This is a genomic window from Sporosarcina sp. P25, assembly GCF_002743235.1.
GTDB lineage: Bacteria > Bacillota > Bacilli > Bacillales_A > Planococcaceae > Sporosarcina > Sporosarcina ureae_B.
Window position 1 is genome coordinate 1 of sequence record NZ_PDYV01000008.1, and the last position, 26,423, is coordinate 26,423.

General features: G+C 40.7%; 25 protein-coding genes and 1 pseudogene. 10 read left to right on the plus strand and 16 right to left on the minus strand.

Features of this window, described 5'->3' with window-relative positions:
• Positions 1–721: 721 nt before the first annotated feature.
• Positions 722–1,102, minus strand: coding sequence for a lactoylglutathione lyase (gloA, locus tag CSV70_RS08585; RefSeq protein WP_099628558.1), 381 nt, complete (start codon positions 1,100–1,102; stop codon positions 722–724).
• Between the two features lie 88 nt (positions 1,103–1,190).
• A complete protein-coding gene (gene gloB / locus CSV70_RS08590; RefSeq protein WP_099628559.1) occupies positions 1,191–1,892 on the minus strand; it encodes a hydroxyacylglutathione hydrolase in 702 nt (233 codons plus the stop codon).
• A 241-nt stretch (positions 1,893–2,133) separates the two neighbouring features.
• Here gloB and CSV70_RS08595 point away from each other — a divergent pair, with 241 nt between their 5' ends.
• Positions 2,134–2,742, plus strand: a complete 609-nt coding sequence (locus CSV70_RS08595) for a YfjL-like protein (protein ID WP_099628560.1) — start codon at positions 2,134–2,136, stop codon at positions 2,740–2,742.
• Between the two features lie 181 nt (positions 2,743–2,923).
• Complete coding sequence (locus CSV70_RS08600; protein WP_099628561.1) at positions 2,924–3,304, plus strand: DUF3221 domain-containing protein; 381 nt, start codon at positions 2,924–2,926, stop codon at positions 3,302–3,304.
• 783 nt (positions 3,305–4,087) lie between these two features.
• Here CSV70_RS08600 and CSV70_RS08610 read toward each other — a convergent pair.
• The gene (locus CSV70_RS08610) at positions 4,088–4,573 is read right to left on the minus strand and encodes a nucleoside deaminase (RefSeq protein WP_099628563.1); all 486 of its coding nucleotides are present in this window, start codon (positions 4,571–4,573) and stop codon (positions 4,088–4,090) included.
• A gap of 177 nt (positions 4,574–4,750) precedes the next feature.
• Between CSV70_RS08610 and CSV70_RS08615 the strand changes: the two genes are divergently transcribed.
• Positions 4,751–5,884, plus strand: a complete 1,134-nt coding sequence (locus CSV70_RS08615) for an alcohol dehydrogenase catalytic domain-containing protein (RefSeq protein WP_099628564.1) — start codon at positions 4,751–4,753, stop codon at positions 5,882–5,884.
• 110 nt (positions 5,885–5,994) lie between these two features.
• Here the strand turns inward: CSV70_RS08615 and CSV70_RS16755 are convergent.
• Positions 5,995–6,087, minus strand: a pseudogene (locus tag CSV70_RS16755) (acyl-CoA dehydrogenase family protein); the annotation flags it as partial.
• Entirely contained in the window at positions 6,066–6,155 is a 90-nt protein-coding gene (locus CSV70_RS16900; protein WP_099628565.1) for a TetR family transcriptional regulator, read from the minus strand. The gene CSV70_RS16900 and the pseudogene CSV70_RS16755, both read right to left, overlap by 22 nt.
• 173 nt (positions 6,156–6,328) lie before the next feature.
• Here CSV70_RS16900 and CSV70_RS08625 point away from each other — a divergent pair, with 173 nt between their 5' ends.
• Positions 6,329–6,892 (plus strand): methyltransferase family protein, encoded by a 564-nt coding sequence (locus CSV70_RS08625; RefSeq protein WP_099628566.1) that lies wholly within the window; start codon positions 6,329–6,331, stop codon positions 6,890–6,892.
• Between the two features lie 370 nt (positions 6,893–7,262).
• On the opposite strand, the gene CSV70_RS08630 is transcribed toward CSV70_RS08625, so the two are convergent.
• The 6 genes from CSV70_RS08630 to CSV70_RS08655 form a co-directional block, all read right to left on the minus strand.
• A complete protein-coding gene (locus CSV70_RS08630; RefSeq protein ID WP_099628567.1) occupies positions 7,263–8,930 on the minus strand; it encodes an SLC13 family permease in 1,668 nt (555 codons plus the stop codon).
• A gap of 169 nt (positions 8,931–9,099) precedes the next feature.
• On the minus strand, positions 9,100–9,816 hold the full coding sequence (locus tag CSV70_RS08635; RefSeq protein WP_099628568.1) for a response regulator: 717 nt from the start codon (positions 9,814–9,816) through the stop codon (positions 9,100–9,102).
• On the minus strand, positions 9,813–11,414 hold the full coding sequence (gene dcuS, locus CSV70_RS08640) for a DcuS/MalK family sensor histidine kinase (protein ID WP_099628569.1): 1,602 nt from the start codon (positions 11,412–11,414) through the stop codon (positions 9,813–9,815). Before dcuS ends, CSV70_RS08635 begins: the two co-directional genes overlap by 4 nt.
• Before the next feature lie 138 nt (positions 11,415–11,552).
• Positions 11,553–12,194 (minus strand): metal-dependent hydrolase, encoded by a 642-nt coding sequence (locus CSV70_RS08645; RefSeq protein WP_099628570.1) that lies wholly within the window; start codon positions 12,192–12,194, stop codon positions 11,553–11,555.
• A 209-nt stretch (positions 12,195–12,403) separates the two neighbouring features.
• Positions 12,404–13,717 carry a short-chain fatty acid transporter gene (locus CSV70_RS08650; RefSeq protein WP_099628571.1) on the minus strand — a complete coding sequence of 438 codons (1,314 nt, stop codon included), beginning with the start codon at positions 13,715–13,717 and terminating at the stop codon, positions 12,404–12,406.
• Between the two features lie 339 nt (positions 13,718–14,056).
• Positions 14,057–15,715, minus strand: a complete 1,659-nt coding sequence (locus CSV70_RS08655) for an FAD-dependent oxidoreductase (protein ID WP_099661001.1) — start codon at positions 15,713–15,715, stop codon at positions 14,057–14,059.
• Positions 15,716–16,073: 358 nt separating this feature from the next.
• Here CSV70_RS08655 and CSV70_RS08660 point away from each other — a divergent pair, with 358 nt between their 5' ends.
• Together CSV70_RS08660 and CSV70_RS08665 are read left to right on the plus strand one after the other, a co-directional pair.
• Complete coding sequence (locus tag CSV70_RS08660; protein ID WP_099661002.1) at positions 16,074–17,813, plus strand: amidohydrolase; 1,740 nt, start codon at positions 16,074–16,076, stop codon at positions 17,811–17,813.
• 236 nt (positions 17,814–18,049) lie between these two features.
• On the plus strand, positions 18,050–18,823 hold the full coding sequence (locus CSV70_RS08665) for an SDR family NAD(P)-dependent oxidoreductase (protein WP_099661003.1): 774 nt from the start codon (positions 18,050–18,052) through the stop codon (positions 18,821–18,823).
• A gap of 77 nt (positions 18,824–18,900) precedes the next feature.
• Here the strand turns inward: CSV70_RS08665 and CSV70_RS08670 are convergent, their stop codons facing one another.
• From CSV70_RS08670 to CSV70_RS08690, 4 genes are all read right to left on the minus strand, one after another.
• On the minus strand, positions 18,901–19,566 hold the full coding sequence (locus CSV70_RS08670; RefSeq protein ID WP_099661004.1) for a hypothetical protein: 666 nt from the start codon (positions 19,564–19,566) through the stop codon (positions 18,901–18,903).
• A 249-nt stretch (positions 19,567–19,815) separates the two neighbouring features.
• Positions 19,816–19,965 (minus strand): hypothetical protein, encoded by a 150-nt coding sequence (locus tag CSV70_RS16575; RefSeq protein WP_099628573.1) that lies wholly within the window; start codon positions 19,963–19,965, stop codon positions 19,816–19,818.
• A 167-nt stretch (positions 19,966–20,132) separates the two neighbouring features.
• Positions 20,133–21,053 (minus strand): S66 peptidase family protein, encoded by a 921-nt coding sequence (locus CSV70_RS08680; protein ID WP_099661005.1) that lies wholly within the window; start codon positions 21,051–21,053, stop codon positions 20,133–20,135.
• Positions 21,054–21,351: 298 nt separating this feature from the next.
• On the minus strand, positions 21,352–21,615 hold the full coding sequence (locus CSV70_RS08690; RefSeq protein ID WP_085131531.1) for a hypothetical protein: 264 nt from the start codon (positions 21,613–21,615) through the stop codon (positions 21,352–21,354).
• Between the two features lie 334 nt (positions 21,616–21,949).
• On the opposite strand from CSV70_RS08690, the gene CSV70_RS08695 reads away from it, so the two are divergent.
• The 4 genes from CSV70_RS08695 (at position 21,950) to CSV70_RS08710 (ending at position 25,606) form a co-directional block, all read left to right on the plus strand.
• A complete protein-coding gene (locus tag CSV70_RS08695) occupies positions 21,950–23,083 on the plus strand; it encodes a betaine/proline/choline family ABC transporter ATP-binding protein (protein ID WP_099661007.1) in 1,134 nt (377 codons plus the stop codon).
• On the plus strand, positions 23,076–23,729 hold the full coding sequence (locus CSV70_RS08700) for an ABC transporter permease (protein ID WP_099627384.1): 654 nt from the start codon (positions 23,076–23,078) through the stop codon (positions 23,727–23,729). The genes CSV70_RS08695 and CSV70_RS08700 overlap by 8 nt, the downstream gene beginning before the upstream one ends.
• On the plus strand, positions 23,729–24,622 hold the full coding sequence (locus CSV70_RS08705) for a glycine betaine ABC transporter substrate-binding protein (protein ID WP_099628636.1): 894 nt from the start codon (positions 23,729–23,731) through the stop codon (positions 24,620–24,622). The genes CSV70_RS08700 and CSV70_RS08705 overlap by 1 nt, the downstream gene beginning before the upstream one ends.
• Positions 24,623–24,847: 225 nt before the next feature.
• The gene (locus tag CSV70_RS08710) at positions 24,848–25,606 is read left to right on the plus strand and encodes a hypothetical protein (RefSeq protein ID WP_099661008.1); all 759 of its coding nucleotides are present in this window, start codon (positions 24,848–24,850) and stop codon (positions 25,604–25,606) included.
• A gap of 76 nt (positions 25,607–25,682) precedes the next feature.
• Here the strand turns inward: CSV70_RS08710 and CSV70_RS08715 are convergent, their stop codons facing one another.
• On the minus strand, positions 25,683–26,366 hold the full coding sequence (locus tag CSV70_RS08715) for an FG-GAP repeat domain-containing protein (protein ID WP_099628637.1): 684 nt from the start codon (positions 26,364–26,366) through the stop codon (positions 25,683–25,685).
• Positions 26,367–26,423 lie beyond the last annotated feature (57 nt).

Here is a 26,423-nt window from a genome sequence, read left to right on the forward strand (position 1 = left end):
GGAACCTATCTTCTAGAGGGTTCGACTAACTTATATAACTGGATATTACTCTGTCTGAATCTATTGTCTTTGATATCGGTTGTTGTTTTGAGAATTAAAGAAACTCCAGTCGATTCAAAAAGCCATTAAGTAAGGTTAATTTTTCTTCAAAAGATGGCTTAAAGGGACCAAGATTGTGCAAGAATCGGGCGCGATTGTTTAACATGGTTATTCATAGCAACTTAGTTGATCGGAGCGGAAGCCGGCGACTCCGGGAGGATCAGCGGGACAGGTGAAACACCCAGCGAGCGAAGCGAAGGGGTGTGGTTCACCGCCCGCCCTCCGGAACGCGTCCGGCTGGAGCGCAGATCAACGAGTTTCAACCACTATCCGAGCTAACGGGTGCGATTGCAGTAACAAGTATTTGGTCACACACCTAATTAGCAATTAATCCATTGGAACTGTATACTATAAGGTAAAATTATACTGATAAAGATAAAGGTGTTGATTATATGAAGGCATTGAATCTCGAATCAAAAGAATTTAGAAGAGTGCTGCACAATCTTCATCCGGAAAATGTTAGTCCTTCCCCTGACATTCAGATAAAAATCTCAGAATTCATAAATTCAAAGACCCCAACATGTATTATAGAACCAAAATAAAAGCCTACACCTCAATCTCTATTTTGTAAGTAGAGGCTGGAGGTTAGGCTTTTTACAATCATTTTTGTATTTAGAACATTTTAGTGCTTACGCTTAACTTCGATTCTATAGCCATCAGGATCAGTAACAAAGAAGTAAGAAGGTGCTTCGCCTGAAAGTCCTTTTAATTCACCTGTTTCATAAGAAGAAACTTTACAAATTTCATGCATTTTTTCTAAATCATTTACTGTTACGCCTAAATGACTGAAACCATTTCCTATAACATATGGTTCTGCATCATAATTATACGTAAGTTCTATTTGTACGGAAGAACCTGGTGAATTTAGATAGATTAAATCAAATTTATCATTAGGGAATTCTCTGCGACTGGCTACTTCAAAATCAAAAAGCTCCGTATAAAAATCTAAAGTAGCATCAATGTCTCTAACACGTAAACAAATTTCAACGAGTACTTGGTTCATCACTATCATCCTCCATCATTTTATTGACCTTATCTTATCATAGATACTATATCAGTTCACTTTATGCGATTGAATAAAGTTAATTGTTCTAGAATTCATCACGGGCGTTACGTAATTCGATAAAGTCTTCCAATGTTTCCGCTTGCAGAAAGAGGTTAATTTCCTTCTCCCTGCCGATCGTTGTCGGAAGCGTTGGCTGTCCTTTCGCACGCAATTCCCGAACTTCTTCCAATGAGTTGGAGATTTTTTTATGATTGGGATGCATTTCGTATGCAAAACGTAAATTAGTTTCGGTATACTCGTGACCCGGATAAACTTGTATATCATCATCCAAGCGCTTAAATTTCTGCAAAGTTTCATATTGAGATTCGTAATCGCCGGTAAAAACCCGACCACATCCTGCTGAAAACAAGGCATCCCCGCAAAAGAGATGATTTCCCATTAAAAAACTGATATGGCCATGCGTATGACCTCCTGATTCGTAGACTTGGAAAGTTTGGCTCAACAAGTTAAAGGAGTCCCCTTCCTTTACAACACTATTCACCAAGTCTTTCGTTTCTTTCGGTCCATAAACAAGACTTTCCGGATGACTCACAAGAATCTCCCGTACCCCGCCAGTATGATCTTCATGCATATGAGTTAAAAGAATGGCCCCCAAACGAAGCTGCTTTTCTTCCAGGTAATCAAGGACACCTTTCGCTTCACCTGGATCCACCACCACTACCTCTGTTTCTTCTTGAATGCACCATATATAATTATCGGAAAAGGCTTTAATTGGTTGAATAATCACTTTATGATTCCTCCCCTTGTTATATAGTTAATCTGCGGTTTGGAGACGCTTTTCCCCTTCCACCGACAAGTTTTAATTTATCCTGCTATCATAACACAGAGATTATTATTACACAGGAAGGATACCACCTCCTCAGTCTGCAATTCAATCAGTTATGACGAAAAACCTTTTTTCTCTTCGAAGTCTTATTTATATAATTGTTTTCGTATTAAAGTGATACTTATTATAGGGAGGTGAAATGATGAATTTGAAAAAGGGTTGGAGCAAATTTATATGGATAGTTTCAGGGATATTGTTAGTACTACTATTGGGGACTGTCTTTTTATTCATGGAACTTAGAGCGTCATTGGTACCAGATGAAAAAGAAATGGAAAAGGCAACTGAACAAGCAGAACAATACCTCCAAACAAAATATCCAGAAATGAAATACGAAATTTCAGATGTCTATTATAATAGTGAACAGAAATCCGGAAATTACGATTATGCTGCAATGGTTATTGATACAGAGACACAAAAATCGTTTATGGTTTATGAAAACAGAAAAACTGGAAAAATGGAAGATGATATATCAATTCAGGAAGAAGAAGAATTCCTTAAACAAGTAAAACCAAAAATTGATAGTTATATAAATCAAAAATTCGGTGAAGCAAAAGGGATATCTCTTACGGCATCTTATGAGGTAGGAGGTATACCTTCGCTTAATATTAGGTTAAATAACAATAAAGAAGAAGTAAGCGAAAAAATGTTTTTATCTTTTATTAATTATCTGCAGAATGAATTGAAAATCGAACATGCATATGTATCGATTATGTATGACAATGAAAATGAATTATGGAATAAAAGCTATTAATAACTTGTTAAAGCCACATTTTATAATCAGATAAATGTAACTTTTACTCATTTTCCCTCTAATTTTAGTGTAGCTAACAAACAAAGCATTGAAATACCCAATGCTTTTTTATACCAATGCTGAATAAAGTGTTGTAACTAAACTATAAAAGAACAGTCTACTACGATAGGAGGGGAAGTTAATGAAAAAATTACTTACTTTATTCGTCGCATGGAGTTTCCTAATAGCTGGTTGCGGGCAAGAACAAGCAAATGACTTGGAAGATCAGGATAGTACTTCGAAACAACAAGAAGGCATTATTGTTGATATAAGAGAGACTCAAGATGGGCGGAGCCAAATACTAGTTGTACCAAATATCAGTGAAGAAGATATATCTAATAAGAAAGAAGATGAGTTACTAAACCTTGCTCAAGAAAAAGAGGGAGCATATTACGGTTTTGAAACTAGTAAGTACAAAGAATTAGAAGTGGGGGCCCACGTAATTGTTTATTGGGACGGAGCTCAATTAGATTCTGATCCCCCTCAACGTGGAATAGAAAAGATAGATGTAGTTCCAAAATAACTGACTAATATATGGCGGTTTCTCGGCATCATATAGTCCCAACTTTCCTCCGTAATCGGGGGCGTTTACAGAATAATGTTTGAAATATTCACATAGTTGATCGGAGCGGAAGCCGGCTCTGGGGGGGATCAGAGGGACAGGTGAAACACCCCGGCGAAGCGGAGGGATGTGGTTCACCGCCCTCCCATAAGACACGCGTCCGGCTGTAGCGCAGATCAACGGGTTCCAACCGCAATCGCATCCCTTTCAATGTCAAGACACTAATTTTATAAATGTAGTATGAATAGAGGTGAAGTATATGAAATTTCCGAGAAAACTTCTTATCGCTATACTTTCCGCAATCGTATTTTCTTTATCCTTAGCTTTTAACGAATACACCCCCTTAGCGAAACAACAAGCCGACGTTGGGTACTTTCCTTATGACGCATTATTCGTACTCTATTTTCTTTATTCAATACCCATATATATAGTTGCTGGGATACCGTATTCGCATTATGTAGATATATATTTTGACAAGTTCACGTTTCGGAATGAAGTTCAAAAATATAGCATGTACTTCCTTATCTATATAGTAGGTGGATTAGTAATTGTGGGGATACTATTACTCACTTCATTATTGATAGATGGAGACATTTCAGGTTTGCTGCTATCTAATATATTCATACTGGGTGTTTTTGCCTCTTTACTATTTTTCCACATTTCATTGCTTTTTAATAAAGTATTGAAAAAACTAGCGAGATAAAAAGAGAGCCTAAACAAACGGCTCTCTTCCCATAATCTACTTCAATTATTCTTCTGATAGTACTGCCGTTGCAACTCTCGCACTTGCTCCGCATACCCTTCTACCGGCCCCACTACTTCGATAGCAGGCACCATTTCTTGAATTGGATAACTCTTTACAGAAGTAGGCGTAGTCACACCCATTTCTTTCTTCCACTGCATTAACTGTTTCGATGAACTCGCATAGACAATTCGTCCCAAACCGACTAAACCATGCGCTGCCGCACACATCGGGCAATGTTCACCTGACGTAAATACTGTCGCTTTCACCCTGTCTTCTGCGTCCATATGATCTGCCGCCCATCGCGCTAAAGCAAATTCGGGATGTTGCGTCGGGTCGCCACCACTTGTACGATTATGGTCTTCAGCTAACACTTCACCACTCGCTGAAACCAACACCGAACCAAATGGCTGATCTCCTTTACGTAGCGCCATTTCTGCTAATTCAACAGATCGTTGTACATGCTTCAATTCGCTTTCTTGTAACATGAATGAATCCCTCCTTATTCTTCACTTCCCTTTATAGCACTTCTTTTAACATACTTACATCGTTATGTTTACCATTCTTTCATCTACTAGGTATCAATCATCATATTCCTACTTATGTAGTTTACATAGAAAGTAGACGGGTACAAAATAAACACAACGCAAAAAGGATGTGATGGTATGAAAGCAGTAACATTTCAAGGAAAGAAGTCGATGGTCACTAAAGAAGTGAAAGCTCCGAGTATCCAAGAAACTAGTGATGTAATCGTACGCATTACGACAAGTGGTATTTGTGGATCGGATTTGCATCTGTATCATGGCGGGATTGTGCCCGAGCAAGATTATGTAGTGGGTCATGAGCCGATGGGGATTGTCGAAGAAGTAGGTTCTGAAGTGAAAACCGTAAAGAAAGGCGACCGGGTCGTCATTCCGTTTAATATAGGGTGCGGTGAATGTTTCTTCTGCCAACATGAAATGGAAAGTCAATGTGATGAATCCAATCCACATGGAGAAGTTGGAGGACTATTCGGATTTGCTGAGCCAAATGGAAACTTCCCAGGTGGCCAAGCTGAATATTTACGTGTTCCATATGCGGACTTCACGTCATTTAAAGTTCCAGAAAATAGCGAGCTAGATGACGAGCATCTCGCTTTACTATCTGATGTCATTCCTACAGCCTATTGGAGTGTCCTTCATAGCGGCTTGAAAAAAGGCGATACAGCCATTATTTTAGGTTCCGGTCCAATTGGATTAATGGCACAAAAATTTGCATGGATGCAAGGTGCCAAACGAGTCATTTCGGTAGACCATGTCGATTATCGCTTGAAGCATGCGGAAAAAACTAATAAAGTAGAAACCTATAATTTTAAAGAACATGACGATATTGGCAAATTATTGCATGAAGAAACGAAAGGCGGCGCAGACGTCGTCATTGATTGTGTAGGTATGGATGGAACGGTGCAACCAGGTGAAACATTTGGGTCCAGTGGAGATAATCAATTCGGAACGATCAGCCCGATTATCACCGCCTCACAAGTGGTACGGAAGTTTGGTACGGTGCAATTAACAGGTGTCTATGCGACGGATGCGAACAACTTCCCACTTGGCGATTTCTTCACACGCAACGTTTCCTTAAAAATGGGACAAGCACCCGTTATTCACTTAATGCCTGAGCTATATAAAAAAATCGAAGCAAAAGAATTCGATCCGACAGATATTATTACCCACAAAGTAAAATTGGAAGACGCTGCAGATGCATATGCCATTTTTGATAAGAAAGAAGACGGTTGTATCAAAGTACTTATCCAACCGTAAACTATAAAAACGCGATGGTTGGTTCATCGCGTTTTTAAGTATAAATAATAGGCTATTCACTAACAGCTTTATATATATTTGATTGAAGATCCCCACTCACCTACCTTTCTTCAAAGCCCCATATTCTTCGCGATAATCACTTTCATAATTTCATTAGTACCAGCATAAATCGAATTGACCGCTACATCTCGATATCTTCGACCTGAAGCGACTTGGCTGCAATATCTTCCATCGTAGTGGCATGATATCCCTTTTCCGCAATAACACTCATTGCAGATTCTTGGATCTCTTCCTATTTCTTTTCTACTTTCTTCTCTTTATTACAGGTGCCAGGTCCCTAAACAATTCTGAATTGCGCCTAAGTTGTGTGTGGACCTGGTACCTAAACATGGTAAGATATCTATAGATAATGAAGGAAACAGGGGATTAAAAGGAGGGATATGAATGCAAGGATACATTGCTGTAACAACAATCATCATATTCATCATACTGGTGATTATTCGGTCAATCCAGTTAAAGAAATTCGGTATTAAAGTATTTAAATTCGGCAAAATGGACAAAAAAGATTTCATCATACCGCCCTTTGCTTTGCTTTTATTATATGTAATTATTTCAAACGTCTTCCATTTCCCAAGGCTAGGAACAGAGCTATTTTACTATGAAGTGGTCAGTTGGATTGGTGTGGTTTTATGCTTCGGTGGGCTCTTGTTATTCGTTTACAGTTTACTTTCATTTGGCAAAAGCTTTAGAGTTGGCATAGATGAAGAGAATCCAGGTTCTTTGATTACTACTGGCGCTTTTTCCATCAGTCGAAATCCAATATATACTGCTTTTGGGATGGTCTTATTGGGTGAGTTCCTCATTTATCCGAATTGGATTGTATTAGTATATTTGATCTTAGGTTTTTGGTTATTTAATCGACAAGTTATACTCGAAGAACAATCTTTAGTAAAAATTTACGGCGAGGCGTATACACAATATTGCCAACATGTTCGTCGATACATATAACTGGTACCACGAAAAGGAGCGTGTAAAATGAATAAATTTCAAAAACGCACTGTTTATATTTCAATTGTCGCACTTGCTTTCTTCTTAGCATTGTCTTTACTGACAAAGAATTGGGGGTTCTTTTTATGGAGTTTAATACCTATTTTTATAGTATTGATGACTACGTTTTCCACAAAGTTCAATAAAAGAAATGATGGAAAATAAATAATTTGGTATCCATTAATAAAGCACCAGATCCCAAACAATTTAGCATTGTCAAGAATCTAGCGCCTATCAAAAATCTACAGCGAAGCTAGTTTTAAGTACTTGGTCGTGACACAATCCTGAATGATTCAAGAATTGTGTGTTTACCGCGTACTCAAATTCTCTCTTACTTAAAATTCGTATAAAATTCTTCTGGCACTACTTGTAAATCAATTCCCCAAAGCAGAGGTAATAGGAAGTAGGCAGCCAATACAATCAGTATGAGTACAAACACATTAATGATGAATCCGACTCGTACCATTTCTCCTAAACGGAGCTTATTCGTTCCGAAAATGATAGCGTTAGGAGGTGTGCCGACCGGTAACATGAAAGCACAGTTTGCAGCCATAGCAGCTGGTACCATCAAAGCATATGGATGTATATGCATAGACAGTGCAAGTGCTGCCAATACAGGAAGAATCATTGTTGCTGTTGCCGTATTAGATGTAAACTCCGTCAATGCCAGCACCAGTAAAGAGGAAGCAGTAATAATAGTGATTATATGGAACCCATCCAAAGCTGTCAGTTGTGATCCAATCCATTCAGAAAGTCCCGTTTCTCGAAAACCTGCTGCAATGGCAAGTCCTCCTCCAAATAATAGCAATACTCCCCATGGAATTTCTTTTGAATCTTCCCATGCTAGAATTCGTTTGCCGATTTTCTTGGAAGTGGGTATAGCAAATAGCAATGCCGCTGCTACTACCGCAATCATGCCGTCTTTTAAACCTGGAAGAATGTTAATCCAAAGAAATTCACGTGTGATCCACATAAACGCTGCAAAAGCGAAGACTGCACTCACCGCTTTTTCTTCAAACGATGTCTTCCCTAATGCCTTTCGTTCTTCGGTAATTACTTCTTTTCCACCGGGAAGACCTTTGATATTCATCTTAAATGCAAAGCGCCCAAGATAAATCCAAGTAGAAAACAAAAGTACTATGACAATCGGTACTGCGACGAGCATCCAGCCCGCAAAGGAAATCTCAACATTGAATAATTCCTTAACTTGTGCCGCTAGAATAATATTGGGCGGTGTACCTATAAGCGTCCCGAGCCCGCCAATCGTTCCCGCATAACCAATTCCGAAAATAAGTGCCTTTTCAAACTTCGGCAATTCCTTTTCTTCCGGAGTGCCTTTTAACGCAGTAGCTACCTGGGCTGTAATCGCCAATCCCATAGGAATCATCATCATAACCGCTGCTGTATTCGAAACCCACATAGATAGGAATGCTGTAGCTATCATGAAACCGAGCAAGATTCTTTGGGTCCCTGTACCAATGAAAGAGATAATGGCCAATGCCAGCCGTTTATGCAAGTTCCATTTCTCCATTGCTGTAGCAATGAAAAAACCACCTAAAAACAAGTAAATAATGTCATTGCCGTAGGAAGACGTTACCACATCGGCTTCCATAGCACCTGTCACTGGTAATAGAAAAATGGGAAGCAGCGATGTGACCGGGATTGGAATCGCTTCCGTAACCCACCATGTCGCTACCCACAGTGTCACAGCCAGTACTGATTTGGCTTCTGGATTCATGCCTTCAGGAGATAAAAAGAACATCATAATGATAAATAAAAGCGGACCCAGAATGAGACCTACCAATTGGACGGTAGAATAGGACGAACTTTTACCTGAGTTCTGATTAGGGGGTTGGGGTGAAATCTGTTCGCCTTCTGCAGCTTCATGATGATTTGCTGCCGTTAGTTTTTTCTTATACGAAAAGAAATTTAGTAAATCTTTTGCCTGGTCATGTGAACGCCATAATTTCTGCCAGGTAGTTGATGCGACTTCCTTCATTGTCATCCCTCCGAAAACGCTTTCTTATTAGTTCAACTATAAGAGGGACTATTCAGAAATTATATATTATGTAATCAAACAAATACTTTTGTAACTAAAATAAGCAACTCAAGCAGTTGCTTATTTCTGTCGCCAAACTGCCCGGAAGCTTATTAATACACCATGTATATTAATTTTTAAGCAACGACTGAAGGATATCTGCTTTTTCAGGCAACAGTTGGTAATTTGTTAACGGACGACCTGTTCCTTGATAAACTATATGGCTATCGATTAGTTTATGTTCAACCAGATAGTGTAAATACTTTCGTGTGGATACACTTGAAATTCCGACATCTTCTGCGAGTTCTGCTGTAGAAAATATAGTTCCTTGCCTTCCAATGATCTGCTTCGCAATACGTGTGAATGTCGTTTTCGTTAGACCTTTTGGCAATTCAATTGCTTCACTTTTTTTTCTATCTATCGTCTGAAGTAAATTATCAATTTCATCCTGACTGATTTTCTCATGCTGATTCATCAAATGATATTGCTTTTTAAATTGCAACAAAGCGTTTTGAAAGCGTTCAAAAGTAAATGGTTTTATAAGATAATCAACCGCTCCATAACGTAGCGCTTGTTGCACAGACTCTTTATCATTGACAGCTGTAATTAGAATAACATCTAGCGGGTCGCCCTCTTTTCGAAGCTCCTTTAACAGATCTAGTCCGGTGGGTCCTTTCATATAGACATCAAGTAAAATGAGATCCACTTTTGACAACTCAAGAAACTTCCGACCTTCTGCTACATTTTTTGCAAAACCAGCAACCATGAAACCTGGAATACTTTCCAAATAAATTCCGTTGAATTTCGCTACCATTGGATCATCTTCTATAATTAATACTTGTATCATGATTCTTCACCTTTGTATGGAACACTTACAATAAATTGTGTGCCTTTTCCTTTCGTAGAAGATATAGACCAAATGCCATCCAATTCATCCAATGCAATTTTAGCTAGGTACAGCCCATAACCGCGTCCTTCACCTTTTGAAGACATCCCCTGTTCAAATACTTCTTCAATATTCTCTACGAGGATTCCAGGTCCATTATCATATACGCTGAATTCTAATCGGGACTCTTCATAATTAAGTGTCAATTGTAACTCGCCATCGACACGATCACTCACTGCTTCACAAGCATTGTCTATTAAGTTTCCTAGTATCGTAATAATCTTATCCATATGCTCAACCTTTTTTAACGGAGGTAGCGGATGATCTCCATGTAACTTAATCTTTATCCCTGAGTCGCGTAATTCGCTTAACTTACTCATTAAATAGCCTGCAATGACGGGATCTTTGACTAGTCTTGAAACGATGCCTGTTTCCGTTTGGTAAGCATCTGAAATATAGGCGGTATACATTTTTAACTCATCATAGGATTTCGTATGAACCATCGCCATGATAATATGCAGTTTATTCATAAACTCATGCGTTTGATACCTCAGCGTTTCAGCGTATACCCTAGCCCCAGATAGCTGTTCCACCAGCGAGGTTAATTCGGATTTATTACGAAATATAGCAAGCGCTCCAACTAAGCTATCGTTAGAAATGACAGGTACTTGGGTAACCACGACATCCAGTCCATTTAATTTAAGCTCTTGATCATACTGAGGTTTTTTATGTTCGAGCATCTGCTGAAGTGGTAGCGAAGGAATAAAGGACTGAATAGGCTTTCCAACGGGGTTACCTCCCACGCCTGCATTACGGAAAAGCGTGATTGCTGCTTGATTCACTAAGACAATTTCTGCCTTGTCATTAATGGCGACAATCCCATCGCTGACCGCTTCAAGCATCGACTCCCTTTCACGAAGTTGTTGAGCGATTTCCCTTGGTTCAAGTCCAAATAAAGTACGCTTCACTTTTTTCGCTAATAAAATGGCGCCAAATAAGCCAATCAATAATCCAAAGCCAATCCCGATAAAGCTCGCATTAATACTAGCTAAAACACTAGTGCGGACATTATCCATCATAATACCAACAGCAACCACACCTATAATTTGACCTTCAGACATGATCGGTACAAACGCTCTCATTGACTTACCTAATGTTCCTGTAGCCATAGACGTGTACTGCTCTCCCGCAAATGCCTTGTCTTCGTCGCCACCTACAAAGTATTGGCCGATGCGCTCAGCTACTGGATGGGACAGGCGGATACGTTCATTATTCATTACTACGATGTATTCAACTTGTGTGTCGTTTTGCACAGATTTAGTGAACGTCTGGATATCTTCAATTGGTCCTTTTCCCGTCAAGCCATCAATCACTGACTGCGCATGACTGATAGTAACGGCAATATTCATCGCCTTTTCCGATTGAGATATCCTTGCTTGATCAGCTGCATTGCTACCAATTAAATAACCGGCTACTGACAGAGAAACAAGAACAACCATACACACCAAAGCCGTTAACCATACTTGCATACTAATCGGCTTTTTATTTAGTTTTTTCATTTTTTCACCTATGGATTGTTTAAATTAAGTTCTACTATTGTAATCATATAGCAAAAAGAGAAGCGTGTGTAGCGCTTCTCTTAGGTGAGTACCAAATCCTAACACAATTCTGAATTGCTCTTAAGTTGTGTCGGGACCTTAAAACTCCCGATTCCACAAAGGCAAAAACCATTTAACCCCGCGCCGATTAACAGGAAGAATCTTCATATCCGCAAGCAGATGACTAACATAACCCGCAAGCCCTGCAGCAACCAGACCGTCGATCGGCCACTGCATATACAAATGCTTCAAAATATACGCATAAAAGACAATCCCTATAATAGAATGCGTATACGATCTATGTGGCAAGAACGACGCAATAATAATATAACTACCAGCGAGTAAAATACCTAGCGACTGGTCAAGGACAAAACCGAGAAGCATGACGAGGATACCGGTAATGGTGAGCATCCGTCGCTGTGTGATGAGTCGCGACACAATGAGCAACAGAAGTCCGATACCTCCATACAGATAAATATCTTGGCTCAGTCCTTCTGTAAATACTTGATAGATGAGCGTCAGCAGAATAACGATGCCAGCAGTTTCCATAAGCCATTTGCTCACTTTCTTACTAAGTGTGATGCTGTTGCTCGCGAGTCCGTTCGTATCGAGATCCGGAACGACTCCGGATATTCCGCCAACTGCCGCGCCAATCAACGCAGTCTGGATGTCCGGCTGCACAGCGTATCCCGCAATGGCGCCGACCGTTGTGCCGATAAATAAATGTGAAGTGCCTTTCATATGTAAACCTCTCTAGCTGTATAGTGTACGGTCGAATTCAGAACGTATATTCGTTCCGTCTTTTCTAGTATAACGATTGATAGCTGAAATGGGAAACATTCTGTTACGACAGGAATACAGTAGCCCTTGATCCCTCCGTTTCTATGCAACAAACTCCCTGCACACCATCAAAAAACGACTGGACACTAGCCCAGTCGTTTCAAGTTCACTTAGAAGAAATACAAACCGATACTAATAATAACCCCACTCACTAACAGTATGAAAAGACAGTAGCCCATAATATCCTTTGCGCGAAGTCCCGCGATGGCGAGTGCTGGCAAAGCCCAAAACGGTTGAATCATGTTGGTCCATGCATCGCCCCACGCAATAGCCATAGCTGTTTTCGAATAGCTAACGCCAAGTGTTTGCGCGGCATCGAGCATGATAGGAGCTTGCACTGCCCACTGACCGCCACCTGATGGTACAAAAAAGTTCACTAGGCCCGCCGCATAGAACGTAAACAATGGAAACGTACTTTCCGTCGAAATGGAAACAAACCATTCGGACATGACGCCAGCAAGTCCTGAAGCAACCATCATGCCCATAATTCCTGCATAGAACGGGAATTGGATGATGATGCCACCGGCTGTTTTAACTGCAGTTGTAACCGCGGCAAGAAAACGTTTCGGTGTCCCGTGGAAAATAATGCCGAGTACTAGGAAAATAAAATTCACAATGTTTAAGTTTAAATCGAATCCTTTGGTTAGGAAATGCTGAATGAGATAAATGAGACCGAGTGCGCCGATCAGCATGGAAATACTTACACTGTTTTCCAGTCTGCTAGCCGGCGTGTTATCTGTACTTTTCTCCACTTCAATATGTTCTTCTAATAGTTTCGGATCGACAGTAACGGTATCTTCAGGCTTTGGCATCATAAAACGATTCAAAATCGGAATGGCAATGAGTAGCGCCACGACAATAATCATATTATACGTTGAAAAGATTGTTTCAGATGTGCGAACGACACCCATTATGTCAGCGAATGGATGATCTGCAGTCGCGATCGAAAGTGGAATGGTTCCACCTAGACCACCATGCCAAATAATCATACCGGAATAAGCACTTGCAATTAAAAGACGGTAGTCAACATTGGGTACTTTCTTTGCAATTTCCTTCGCGAAAAGGGCACCAATGACCAGACCGAACCCCCAGTTAATCCAACAAGCGATCAGTGCGACAACGGAAACAAGTATAATTGCGGAGCCAGGCGATTTTGCAACCCCTGCCAGCGTGCTCAATAGTTTCTTGAATATAGGGCTAATAGCCAAAACGTATCCCGCAACTAGCACGATCACCATTTGCATCGTGAACGATAACAGCCCCCAGAAGCCATCTCCCCAATGAACAATCATGTCGAGTGGACCCGAATCGGTGAATCCAAGACCGAGCGCGAATACAACCAGCGTTAAAATGGCAACGAAAATATACGGGTCTGGTAAATACCGCTCCATTAATGTGTTAGACCATCTAGTTAACAGTTTCATACTACCCCTCCCCTATCCTTAATTTTCATACAGATTTTTCTGTTAACTCAGTCTATATCCATTGAACTTATAAGTCTATCATTTCATCTAGTAATCGGTTAATCCCGATTGAAAGCGATGCTGACTTCTTATCTCTATACCCACTGCGCAAGACCATGCTCTGAACTCAACTTGACGCAAGTATCCTGTATGTTTTTTTATACTTCCGGGTAATTTCTTCACAGTCTGTTTTACTAGAGTCACGCTATAGCAAATAGAGAAGCATACATAATGCCTCTCCTAAGCCAATTTTGTGATGACTTGGCACTTTATCTTGTCGCACAGTGTAACTCCATACCACTAGTTCCCTTTGCAATGAAGGGCTGCGATATAACCGAATGTCATTCCAGGTCCGATTGTCGCGCCAGGTCCCGGGTAGGATTCTCCCATGATGGCAGCTGAGCAATTGCCGCATGCATACAGTCCTTTGATTGGCGTGCCATCCTCTTTCAACACGCGGGCTTGAGTATCCATGACGACTCCGCCTTTTGTTCCAATATCACCGGGATATATTTTTAATCCGTAGAATGGCCCTTTGTTCAGCTCATCTAAGTTGGGATTTTTCAGCGTAGGATCGCCGTAATACAGATCATGCTGGGTTTCACCTCTATGGAAATCCAAATCCTTTCCTGTCTCCGCAAAGCCATTGAACCGATCCACTGTCTTCACGAGATTTCCATTCGGTATCGCTAATTTCTCTTCCAATCCTGCAATCGTGTCGCTTTTTAGAACCACACCGTGTTCATAATAGGCTTTAGGAAAATCCTGTCCCGGAAACAATCCCGCAAATAAATGCCGTTTCTTCGCTTTATGATCGAGGATGATCCACGAATAAATGGCCTTTCCGTCGGTTCTGTCATTGTGTGCATACATCGTATCCACAAATTCGTGATATGGCGTCGGCTCATTGATATAGCGGTTTCCGTCTTGATCTGTGATAATCATCGATGGAATTGCCCGGTCAGCCACTAAGAAGAAAGGCATTCCTGTATGATCAATTATAGATGGCGCTCCCCAAACTTTGTCCATGAAGCCGAATTTCGCGCCAAGCTTCTCGGCCGGATCCAATAAATCTCCCGTTTGTCCTGGTGGAGAGGATGTCCAATTTTTATCCGTCGGAGCTGGAAGATACTTCTCACGATACGATTGCTTCTGAGAGAAACCACCCGACGCGAAAATGACTCCTTTCGATGCCTTCACACGCGTCTCCTTGCCATCTTTCATAATCGTAATACCGACAATTAAATCGTCTTCAATAATAAAATCGATGAACGGGCTATCTAGCCAAAGCTCGCCACCCAATTCTTTGTACGTCAACGCGAGTCTACCGATCAACGCTTGGCCCAAAGCTGAATAGTTGGCTCTAAAGATCAAGTGCTTGACTAGACGCCAACCGAGCGTCAGACTTCTCGTCTTTCCTTTCCACGTTCTAGTAATCATATTAATATGACGGAAATCTTGACCTGTCATGACAAATCCTTTCGTATCCATCGCGGGCGGCTTCATCCGCTCTCTCCAATCGCCTAGCTGATTAAGATTAAAGACCGTGGGCTCAATGGAACGCCCTTCTCCCTTTCCGCCTGCCAAATGAGGATAGTAGTCCGAGTAGTCTTTTGCATACGTAAACCGCATATGCTCGGAAGTTTCATGGAGATAGTCAAGCATCTCGATTCCTTTATTCAAATAGGTCTCTTTCATCTCGTCCGAAGTGTTGTCGCCGACCGTCGCGTCCAAATACGTCTTGGCCTCTTGAAAACTGTCCTTTACTCCCCCTTCGACCAAATAGCGGTTGTTCGGAATCCATATCCCGCCTCCCGAAAGTGCCGACGCCCCTCCGAATCGTGACTCCTTTTCAATTAGGATCGTCTTCAAGCCCTCTTTCTTTCCTGTGATTGCGGCCGTAAACCCAGATGCTCCAGAACCGACTACAATTACATCATATTCGTAATCCCACTTCATAAAAATCCCCCTTTGTTTATGACTTCCCATGTTTATATGTAGGCAACTCCACCGGTCTAGTAATCTAGTCGCCTTTAAGCTTGCATGTAAATTATATGCATGCTTACAGCTTAATAGTATGTATTATTGTAAATAAAAGGTAGGAACTGCTCAACCATTGTAAACCGGTTGAAAGAACTATTCGATTCACACTTCTACATAACAAATCACCACGCTACTCACAATCATAGTACATCTTGACCGTTGACAATATATAGAATTCTCTGTAAATTATTACTAGCAAGATATTTTTTCCAGGAAAGGAGAAAATGGATAAAAAGCAGAAACTTACTTACATATATGGAAAAGAGGATGGATTATGGCTAACAAACTGATGATCACCACCACGCTTGTACTCGCTAGTGTAATTCTACTAGGTCTTTCTGCAAAAACTTTACCGAAGAAATTGGACCCCCTTGCTCCCGACACCATCTACCATAACGGAACCGTCTTGACGATGGACAGCGATGAATCCTCGGCTGAAGCCATCGCTGTAAAAAACGGCAAAGTCATTGCAGTCGGTACTGACAAAGAGATGAGTCAATTGCAAGGACGGGATACCGTCATGAAAGACGTAAAAGGAAAAACGATACTTCCCGGATTTTATGATACGCATAGTCATTTCCCGGCTTCCGGGTTACATGACATCGTCTTTGCTGATTTGAACAGCCCACCCGTCGGCGAGATTACTAGCATCGCAGATTTGATTGATGTTATGAAAGAGTGGGGGAAAGATGCTGCAGAAGGTGATTGGATACAAGGTCAAGGATATGATCAAACGCTCATGAAAGAAGGAAGACATCCGACACGCGAGGATTTGGATAAGATTTCAACTACGCATCCCATCCACATCATGCATTCATCCGGCCATTTAGCTGTCGTAAATTCGAAAGCATTACAATTGGCAGGAATTACGAAAGAAACAGCCGACCCTAAAGGCGGCACGATAGTCAGAGATCCGAAAACAGGAGAACCAAATGGAATTTTAGAGGAGCATGCGACGGATCTAGTGAGCAAGATCATTCCTCCTATTACACAAGAACAAAATGAAAGCGCTACAATTCATGCCGTGGAACAATATGCCTCAGCAGGTGTGACGACTTCCATTATTGCAGGTGTAGATAAAGCCGCTATGAGATACCTTCAAAATCTTATAGAACGCAATGTAATTCCTATTCGAATCACCGCCATGGGAGCTGGCTGGGGTGGAATGATATCGCCTGGTGAAGAAGGTGGATTCACAACAGGATTCGGTAGCGACAGGTTCAAACTGGGACCAGTAAAAATTTCTTATGATGGCTCTATCCAAGGGTACACGGGGTATTTAACAGAACCCTATCATAAGACACCTGCTAATGACCCTGATTATAAAGGGTATCCTGGAATGGATAAAGAAGTACTGATCGAACGCGTGAAAACTCTCCATCAAGCTGGATACCAAATTGCAGTTCACGGAAATGGCGATGCGGCCATTGACGATATTATTGAAGCATACCGGATCGCTCAAGAAGAATTTCCGCGCCCTGATGCCCGCCATAGAATCGAACATGCACAAATGGCTAGAGAAGATCAGCTGGATTCCATGAAAGAGCTCGGGATCACCCCATCCTACTTCGTCTCCCACACGTATTATTGGGGTGATCAGCATCGAGACACATTTATGGGCCCAGAGCGCGCTTCTAGGATGAGCCCTCTCCAATCGACAATTGACAGAGACATCAAGTTTTCTATCCATTTAGATACATTCGTTGTGCCGATGTCTCCGCTACAGGCTATTTGGTCAGCAGTGAACCGGACATCAAGAAGTGGTGAAATCATTGGGCCTGAACAACGAATCACGCCTATGCAAGCACTCAAGTCCGTAACAAGCGATGCGGCTTGGCAAAACTTCGAAGAACAGAAGAAAGGTTCAATTGAAGTCGGAAAACTAGCAGATTTCGTGATTTTGGATGAAAATCCACTAACGGTCAAGCCTGAAAAAATCAAGGATATCCGTGTACATGAAACGATAGTCAATGATCAGACCATTTTCCCCGTCTCGACTAGCAGTAGTAAGTAACTCAAATAAGGGAAAAGCTTTTTGAAGCTTTTCCCTTATTGCTTTTCCTCACCTTCTAAAAGGTAGATCACATTTGCCAGCTGTGCTACATCCATTCAACATGGTTTTAACATTTTATTGGCACGTAGTATACTTCGCTTAGTTAGACATTAAACTATATAGTTGATTCAACTTTAATTAGGGCGTATATTGGCCTTGTACAAATTAATAAATACTGACATAAAAGGAGTGTTTTCATGATAGGAATTATGGAAGGTAAAGCAGGATTAGTTACAGCATCGGGGTCAGGAATAGGTAGAGCAACTGCAGTCGCATTGGCAAAAGCGGGTGCGAAAGTCATGATTTCAGATGTGAGTGAAGAAACAGGGCACGAAACTGTACAAATTATTAAAGACCTTGGCGGTGAAGCAGCCTTTTTCAAATGTGACGTAAGTGACGAGGAGCAAGTAATTCAACTCGTCAATAAAACGGTTGAAACATTTGGCAAGCTCGACTTTGCCCATAACAACGCGGGCATTAACAAAGGGCAAAAGCCAATTGGTGAATTGGATTCAAAAGACTGGGATATTACATTGAAAGTCAATTTGTACGGCACATTTTACTGCATCAAGCATGAAGTAAATGCTATGCTGAAAACTGGCGGTGGTGCAATCGTCAACACATCATCAGGTTCGGGTCTTCAAGGCTCTCCAAATATGGCACCTTATACTGCATCCAAACATGCTATTACCGGTTTAACTAAGTCAGTTGCATTGGAGTACGGTCAAAAAGGAATTACGATTAACTCAATTGCCCCAGGTGCTACGATTACACCAGCGATTGAAAACTGGTCTAAAACTTCCCCTGCGCAATACGAGGCAGTACTTGCATCCCTTCCAGCTGGAAGAATGTCTACCGCAGAAGAACAAGCAAATGCCGTCGTATTCCTATGCTCAGACCTTGCAAGATCCATTAGTGGTGTAACACTTGCAGTAGATGGCGGATATACCGCGGGTAATATGCAACAGTAATTTATATAAATTATAGAAAAAGTGGATCAGGTAGGAAACCTGGTCCACTCTTTTTATTGTTTGGCACTTACCTGAGATTACAGACTCGGTATGCTGTGAACTAAACTCCATGAATTACTATCCGTCAATTCATTCATTTTCACTTCAATATCTCCGCCTAAATAAAGTGTTTCGCCTTGTACTGCGATAACCATCGCCTGTAGAGGGGGAACACTGTTGTTAGATTGGTAGATATCACCTACTTTAGGTATATGCGCTTCAGGTGTGAGGATTTCCAACTGTTCGTTTCCATGTTCAGTTATATAATTGACATCTGGTACTTCCAAATCAATAATATTCGCACCTTCCTTAAACCCAGGGATCATCACCCAATATTCATTATGTTTAATTCCATTGGATTTATTGCTGATGACGCCGTTTCGTTCAATGGAAGACACCATTTCAATCGCGTGGAGATAGTGATAATCTAAAGAATCTGGCTGAGGGTTGATGATTAAAATATAATCGCCCACTTTAGCCTTCTCGTCCTTATGCAATGTATACCGTTTATGATTCACTACAAAACTGTCCATATGTTTTGGTTTATACAATGTAATTTCTTTAGCCGTTGCCAGTTGTTGTTCAAAATCTTCTAGTCGAACCAAGTGAACCGACTGCTTAAAAAAAGCTTTCACAGAGTAGACTTGATGCAGCTTATTTTGGTAATAAACAAATTGGCCTTTTCTAACATTTAAAAGATTCAATGGAATTCACACCTTCTTAAGTATTTTCTGATGGCAACTATCTTTTCTTCAGAATATAAACACATCATAACAATAATTATGGATTTACGATATTAAATCGGATCGTTTATAACATATTTCCGTAAGGATTGTGTTAGATGAATACAAAAAACTCCAAGCAATAAATGCTGAGAGTTCTCCACGTATGCATATGATCCGTGCCAGTACCATTCAAAATAGTTCTCGAGTTATACGAGCACTTAATTTAACTTATTCATCTGCTTGTTTTTGCTTTTTTTCCAAATACGCCGTACGTATTTTTTCAAGATGCTTCTTTTTATCAAATTGCGCTGGCTTGTTCTTTTCATGATACTTCGCTACAGACGCCTTGCCTTTGCTATCCAATTGATACTTTCCCATATGATTCACCTACTATTCTTGTCGTCTTGAGAGAACATCTATTCAACCTATACACGCTACCTTATTTTACCAAACAGACCTTCTTACTTTATTAGTATACCCTAAATCTTACGGATAATAGTAAAAAATAAATAATGTATGTGAAGAATTGTATATGGACGTGACACCTACTTTACTACTGGCTCCATCACCGTCAACGTTCGATTCACCGTATCCATCCGAACACTCGCCCCAATAGGAACTGTGGCTTTATAGAAACTATGTGCGCTGGCTAGGTTGGTCAATAAAGGTTTGCCTAGTGGAACTAGAAATTCATTGATCAAATCCACGTAGCTTTTCCCGTAGGCAGATTGACAGTTCGTGCATTGTCCCATAATGATGCCTACACAATCATCAAATTTCCCTGCCATCGCCAAATGATTTAAGTATCGATACACTGTATTGACCGGCTCGTGCGTTTCTTCCAACAGAAGAATTCGGCCTTCTGTATTAATCTCAAACGATGTGCCTAATGTGCCCACGAATGACGTGAGATTCCCGCCTACAATCGGTCCTGTAACGTTTCCTGGAACTAATCCAATCAACGGAACTTCAGGCGGATTCATAATCTGCCAAGGCGCCTTAACATTTGATGTCGCTGTAAAGAATTGATTGAAATTATATGAAGGCGTTCCTGGACTAAAGTCTAACAATAACAAACTTTGAAAACTGATCAGATCAGCATATTCAAACAATACATTCAATAAAATCGTAATGTCGCTATATCCCGAAACAATTTTAGGATTTTGCTTAATGACGTTGAAATCAAGATATGGTAAAACCCCTGCCACCCCGACTCCACCGCGAGTAGGTAAAATCCATTTCACTTCTGGATTTTTAAACATCTTCATTAAATCCGAAGCCCTTTGCCGAGGAGTCGCTGCAAGAAATCCATTAGCGGAATACACATGCTCTCCCACCACGACTTTATATCCCATTCCTTGCAACATCCGAATCCCTTCCGTAATGCGATTAGCCGCCAGCGGACTTCCAAGCGTTACAATGCCTACTGTGTCGCCTCTTTTTAATTGTTGCGGTTTCGTAGTCATGAACTAGTAGCTCCTCTCCCCTTGTCAGTAGCACAAACTTTTTCTTTTGTATTAGCATATGTTTGTGTGGCTTTTTTGGGGACTGGAAACGGTACCAGGGGAACGAAAACGGTTGCGAACGGTACCTGCGAACGGTACCAGGTCCCCACACAACTCTCGTACAATTCTGAATTGTTCCCGAATTGTGTGGGGACCTGGTACCTTGAAAACACAAAAAACTCCGCCAGTTTTGCATAAACCTGCGGAGTCTTTTTTAGAGTATTTGGATGCTTAGTTTTGTACACAACTATCTGTGAAATCAGTCCCCTACGATATCTAAACACCACGTGAAATTTTCCCACGCCGAATACCAGCCGGTGAAGAGCTCGTGCGAATCATCCCAACGAACTTCAAATTTCTTTTGACCGTCAACCTCTACTAAATACAGCGCCAATGTAGAATCTTCCTTAGCGACCGCCAACTTCATACCGTTTTGAAGTTCTTCTTCAGTGAATGGCACATCAGACACCGATCGCAACTGTGCTTGCTCGAATACTTGCTTATTACTAATTCTATATTTCATAAAGACCCTCCACTAAAACATTTATTCATATGTACACTCGTACCTCTTCAGTATTTTATAAGAGTACAGAAGTATATTTTATACGTATTTACTCGTGAAATCAAATACAAAAGGTACCAGGTCCACACACAATTCTAGAACGATTCTGAATTGTCTCTAATTTGTGCTAGGACCTGGCACCTAATCGATTCTTGAACAAACTTTACTAATATGTTAAGATATTATCTCAGACGACTTTCTTAATTTATTAAGGAGTGACGTCTATTTTTTAAATCCTACTTTCAAAATCTTTTAGAAATCAGGATTTGCTTTTAATTACATACAGGAGGTACTTATGCTTAAGTTTGAAAACGTTACCAAAGTGTACGAAGGTGGATTTCAAGCCGTGAAATCTGTCAACTTCGAGATTGCTGAAGGTGAATTACTAGTTCTGATAGGACCTAGTGGTTCAGGTAAGTCTACTACAATGAAAATGATTAACCGGATTATTCCACACACCAGTGGGAAAATTTCTATCAACGGCAAAGATATCAAATCTTACAACGCCGCTGAACTCCGCAGAAATATTGGTTATGTCATTCAGCAAATCGGTCTTTTTCCTCATTATACGATTGAAAAGAATATTTCTATTGTACCCCAACTCAAAAATTGGGATGAAAAAGAAATTAAAACACGTGTAATAGAATTACTCGAATTAGTCGGGCTTGATCCCGAAATATATGCTACACGTTATCCGAAAGAATTATCAGGTGGGCAACAACGTGTCGGAATTGCGAGAGCGCTTGCAGCGGATCCGGATGTTATTTTAATGGATGAACCATTTAGTGCGCTTGATCCCATTACACGTGAACAGCTGCAAGAAGAATTACTTAAGCTACACAAAAAGTTAAAGAAGACCATTGTCTTTGTTACACACGACATGGACGAAGCGTTAAAGATGGGCGATCGTATTGCTATTATGAAAGACGGCAATTTACTTCAGTTAGACACTCCAGAGAAATTACTACACGAACCCGCTCACGGCTTTGTAGAAGAATTTATGGGTAAGCATCGAATTATCCAAAACCCTGAACTGATGCCTGTTACGGAAATAATGGCAGAGAAGGTTGTCACTACCCGTTCCAACATTTCTCCAGAACGAGCCATTTCGCTTATACGTCAACGAAAAATAACAGATCTTCTCGTCTTAGATGATCATAAGAAGCTACTCGGGATTGTTTCTGCTTACGATTTAATTAAAAATGTAGATGGCATTAAAACCATTGATGAAGTGATGAAGCCAGCCGTACCTTTTTTAGTGGATACGGCAACAGCGAAAGATGCCATTATCATGATGGATACCTCACCGTTCGGCATGATTCCAATTGTTGATGAACATCATATACTGGTAGGACTCGTCAACCGCGGCTCCTTACTCTCTGCGATGTCTAGTCAATGGACAGATAAGGGGGCCGATCTACATGAATGATTTAAATATATGGCAACAACTGGTGGAACAAACCAAATTGCGCTGGCCGGAAGTGCTCGAAGCAACGTCCATCCATATTCAACTCGTATTCTTCTCGATGATCCTCGCGGTGCTCATTGCTGTAACGCTCGGGATTCTCATTACGCGCGTACCAAAACTTAAAACTGGAGTCCTTGGCGCGGCAGGCATCATGCAAACCATCCCTAGTTTAGCTGTACTGGGTTTTATGATTCCTATCTTCGGAATTGGCGTGAAAACCGCAATTGCTGCGTTATTCCTTTACTCTTTACTGCCTATTATGCGAAACACATACACAGGAATTAAAGATGTGGATCCCGCCACAATCGAAGCCGCGAGAGGTATGGGTATGACGAGCATGCAAATTTTGTTTAAAGTAGAATTGCCTCTTGCAGTCCCTATTATTATGGCCGGAATTCGAACAGCTGCGGTCATTAACGTCGGTAACGCGACACTGGCAGCATTCATCGGAGCAGGTGGGCTCGGCGACTTCATTTTCCTCGGAATTACACGTGGAATTGACGGATTGATTTTACTTGGAGCCATTCCAGCGGCGATCCTTGCGATTGCCCTTGAAACGTTCTTTAGCGCCGTTGAACGCTGGACGACGCCGGAAGGATTGAAATGATGTTAAAAAACAAACTTACACTATTGCTTGTCACAATCTTACTGGCCAGCCTACTTTCAGGCTGTATATTCAATGAAAAAGATTCCCTTAGACTCGGTTCTCGTAATAATACCGAAAGTATTATTTTGTCTCACGTAATGGGACAATTAATTGAGGATAGATTAGGTATAGATATTCTCTACAAAGAAAACCTGGGTGGCTCGTCGGTCGTTTGGAACGCCATGACAAATGACCATATCGATGTCATCCCTGACTATACGGGAACTATTGTGGTGACGTATTACCACGAAGAACCCGGGACAGCTGAAGAAACATTAGCAACGACCAAACGACTTGTCGCGGGTGACCATATCACCGCACTTGGTACGTTCGGATTCAATAATACGTATACACTAGCATTGGATGAGGCGAAAGCTGAAGAGCTCGGCCTTGTGACGTTTAGTGATTTCGCTAAAGTTTCGAAAGACTTTACATTGGGCGCAGTGTTCGAATTTATTGACCGGCCAGATGGATTACCTGGTTTCCAAACGGAATATGACATTGCGTTTAAAGATGTCAAAGGAATGGACCACGGCATGATGTATCGCGCGATTGGTGCAAATGAAGTAGATGTCATTAACTCCTACACGACAGATGGACAGCTGGCGATTGCGAATCTACGCGTGTTAGAAGATGACAAATCGTACTTCCCTCCCTACCACGCACTGCCGTTAGTACGGGATGAAACACTCAAAGAATACCCAGAACTTGAAGAAATCCTCGGCCTTCTCGAAGGTAAAATCGATGAAGAAACCATGCAAGTCATGAATGGAAAAGTCGATAATGACGGTATTATGGTTGAACTCGTCGCCAAGGAATTCTTGGTGGATAGTGGGTTAATTGAAGAGAAGTAAATGGAAACAGTGCATTTCTTGTGTGTAAACAAGAAATGCGCTGTTTTTTCGTAGACGGTACCAGGTCCGCACACAACTTCAAAACAATTCAGAATAGTTTCTGAATTGCGTCAGGACCTGGTACCCGTTTCAAAATAGAACCATATATAGTGCTTCCTTTACTGATATACTAAAGGTAACGATTGTTAAGAATATACTACTTATTAGTACAAGTGAGGGATGATAGTGAGAAAAGCTTGGAAGTTAGCAGACTTTAGAAAATTGAGTGGTATGGAGATTCCACTATATATCTTGATGTTTTTTGCCGTCCCAATAAGCTTGACCTTTCATAGCAAATTACCGATTTTATTTATTTTCTATATGGTATTTGCGATCGTCTTATTTTTAGCCATATGGTATCGCAAACATAACAAGGAGAGAACTTATCCAAAATATTACGGAATTTCACTCTCGTTTTTTCTAACAGTCTCCATTGCCGCTTTTTATTCTTTACTTACTCCGAATTTAAACGCAGCAGGATATGGCTACGTGATAGGCTTCTTTGCTTATCTGTCAGCGGTATATATTTTACTGATTTATTTATTTAACTTCATTTACTTCCTTGTACTTAAGCGAGTGTTTCCTTCAGAAAAGGAAAACAATGAGGATGAAGTAGAGGAATTGAGCTTGAAAGAAATCTCAAAAACTATGGACTTGGATAGACAAAAGCAGTATTTGAATATCACCATTGTGAACAGTTTATTATCTGTCATACTCATAGCATATTTCACTTTATTTGGTATGAAGAAGTGGAAGTCCAAAGTAGAATTTGAAGAATCTCAGGCATTAAAAAGTTTATTTGCTTGGCTAGAAAACCAGGATTCCATCACCTTATTTAATGGAGTCAGCTTATTATCAATAGTCATCACGATCTATGCACTAACATTTTCTGCTCAAATTAAAATTTTCGATGAAGCTAAGAAAAAGTATACTGAGGAGTATTAGTTTTAAAGGTACCAGGTCCGCACACAAATCCAGATCAATTCAGAATTGTTTCCGATTTGCGTTGGGACCTGGCACCTCAGTTAAGATTCACACCAAATACAGACACAGTCAATCGATTTGAAATAAATTCGACGTCTTGCCACGTCAATAGATTTTCAACATATCCTAATGTATCTGAATTAGTTGGCCCAATAATACGTTGCAAAGCTAATGAATCAAAATAATTGTTAGTGTTTGTTGTATTAATTGGAAATAAGGCTCCTATCCCAAGAACTCCGCCTTGAACTGGATTTTTTAATATCCCATTACCATTATAAAACTGGGATAAATAATCAATGCCTCTGTTGCCTATGTCTATGATGAATAAAACGTTAAGCTGTGAACTTTCCACACGCACTTTATAAAAATCCTCATAATGTGCTTCGAATTCATACTTTTCATCGTAATGATCACTGTTGAACAATTCCTGTAACCTGTCATTTCTAAAGGAATAGATATAAAAAATACGATATCCCCCACTGCCGCCCATGTCCATACTTACCATAATGTCAAGGACACCATCTTTGTTAAAATCGCCAAGAAACAAGCGCGCATTATAGCCCGCGTTATTTTTCAGATGGACGGTTGTACTTTTAGTTGACCGTCCATCATGAATCACAATCGTAATGTTATCAGCATAAATACCTGGTGGCCCATCGAACTGACCATACAAATAAACGGTGTCCAAAATACCATCCCCGTTGACATCTCCCATTTTCATATCCAACAATGTACGTTTGCCTTTAACCTCAATCTCTCCTATTCAAATGTAATCGTT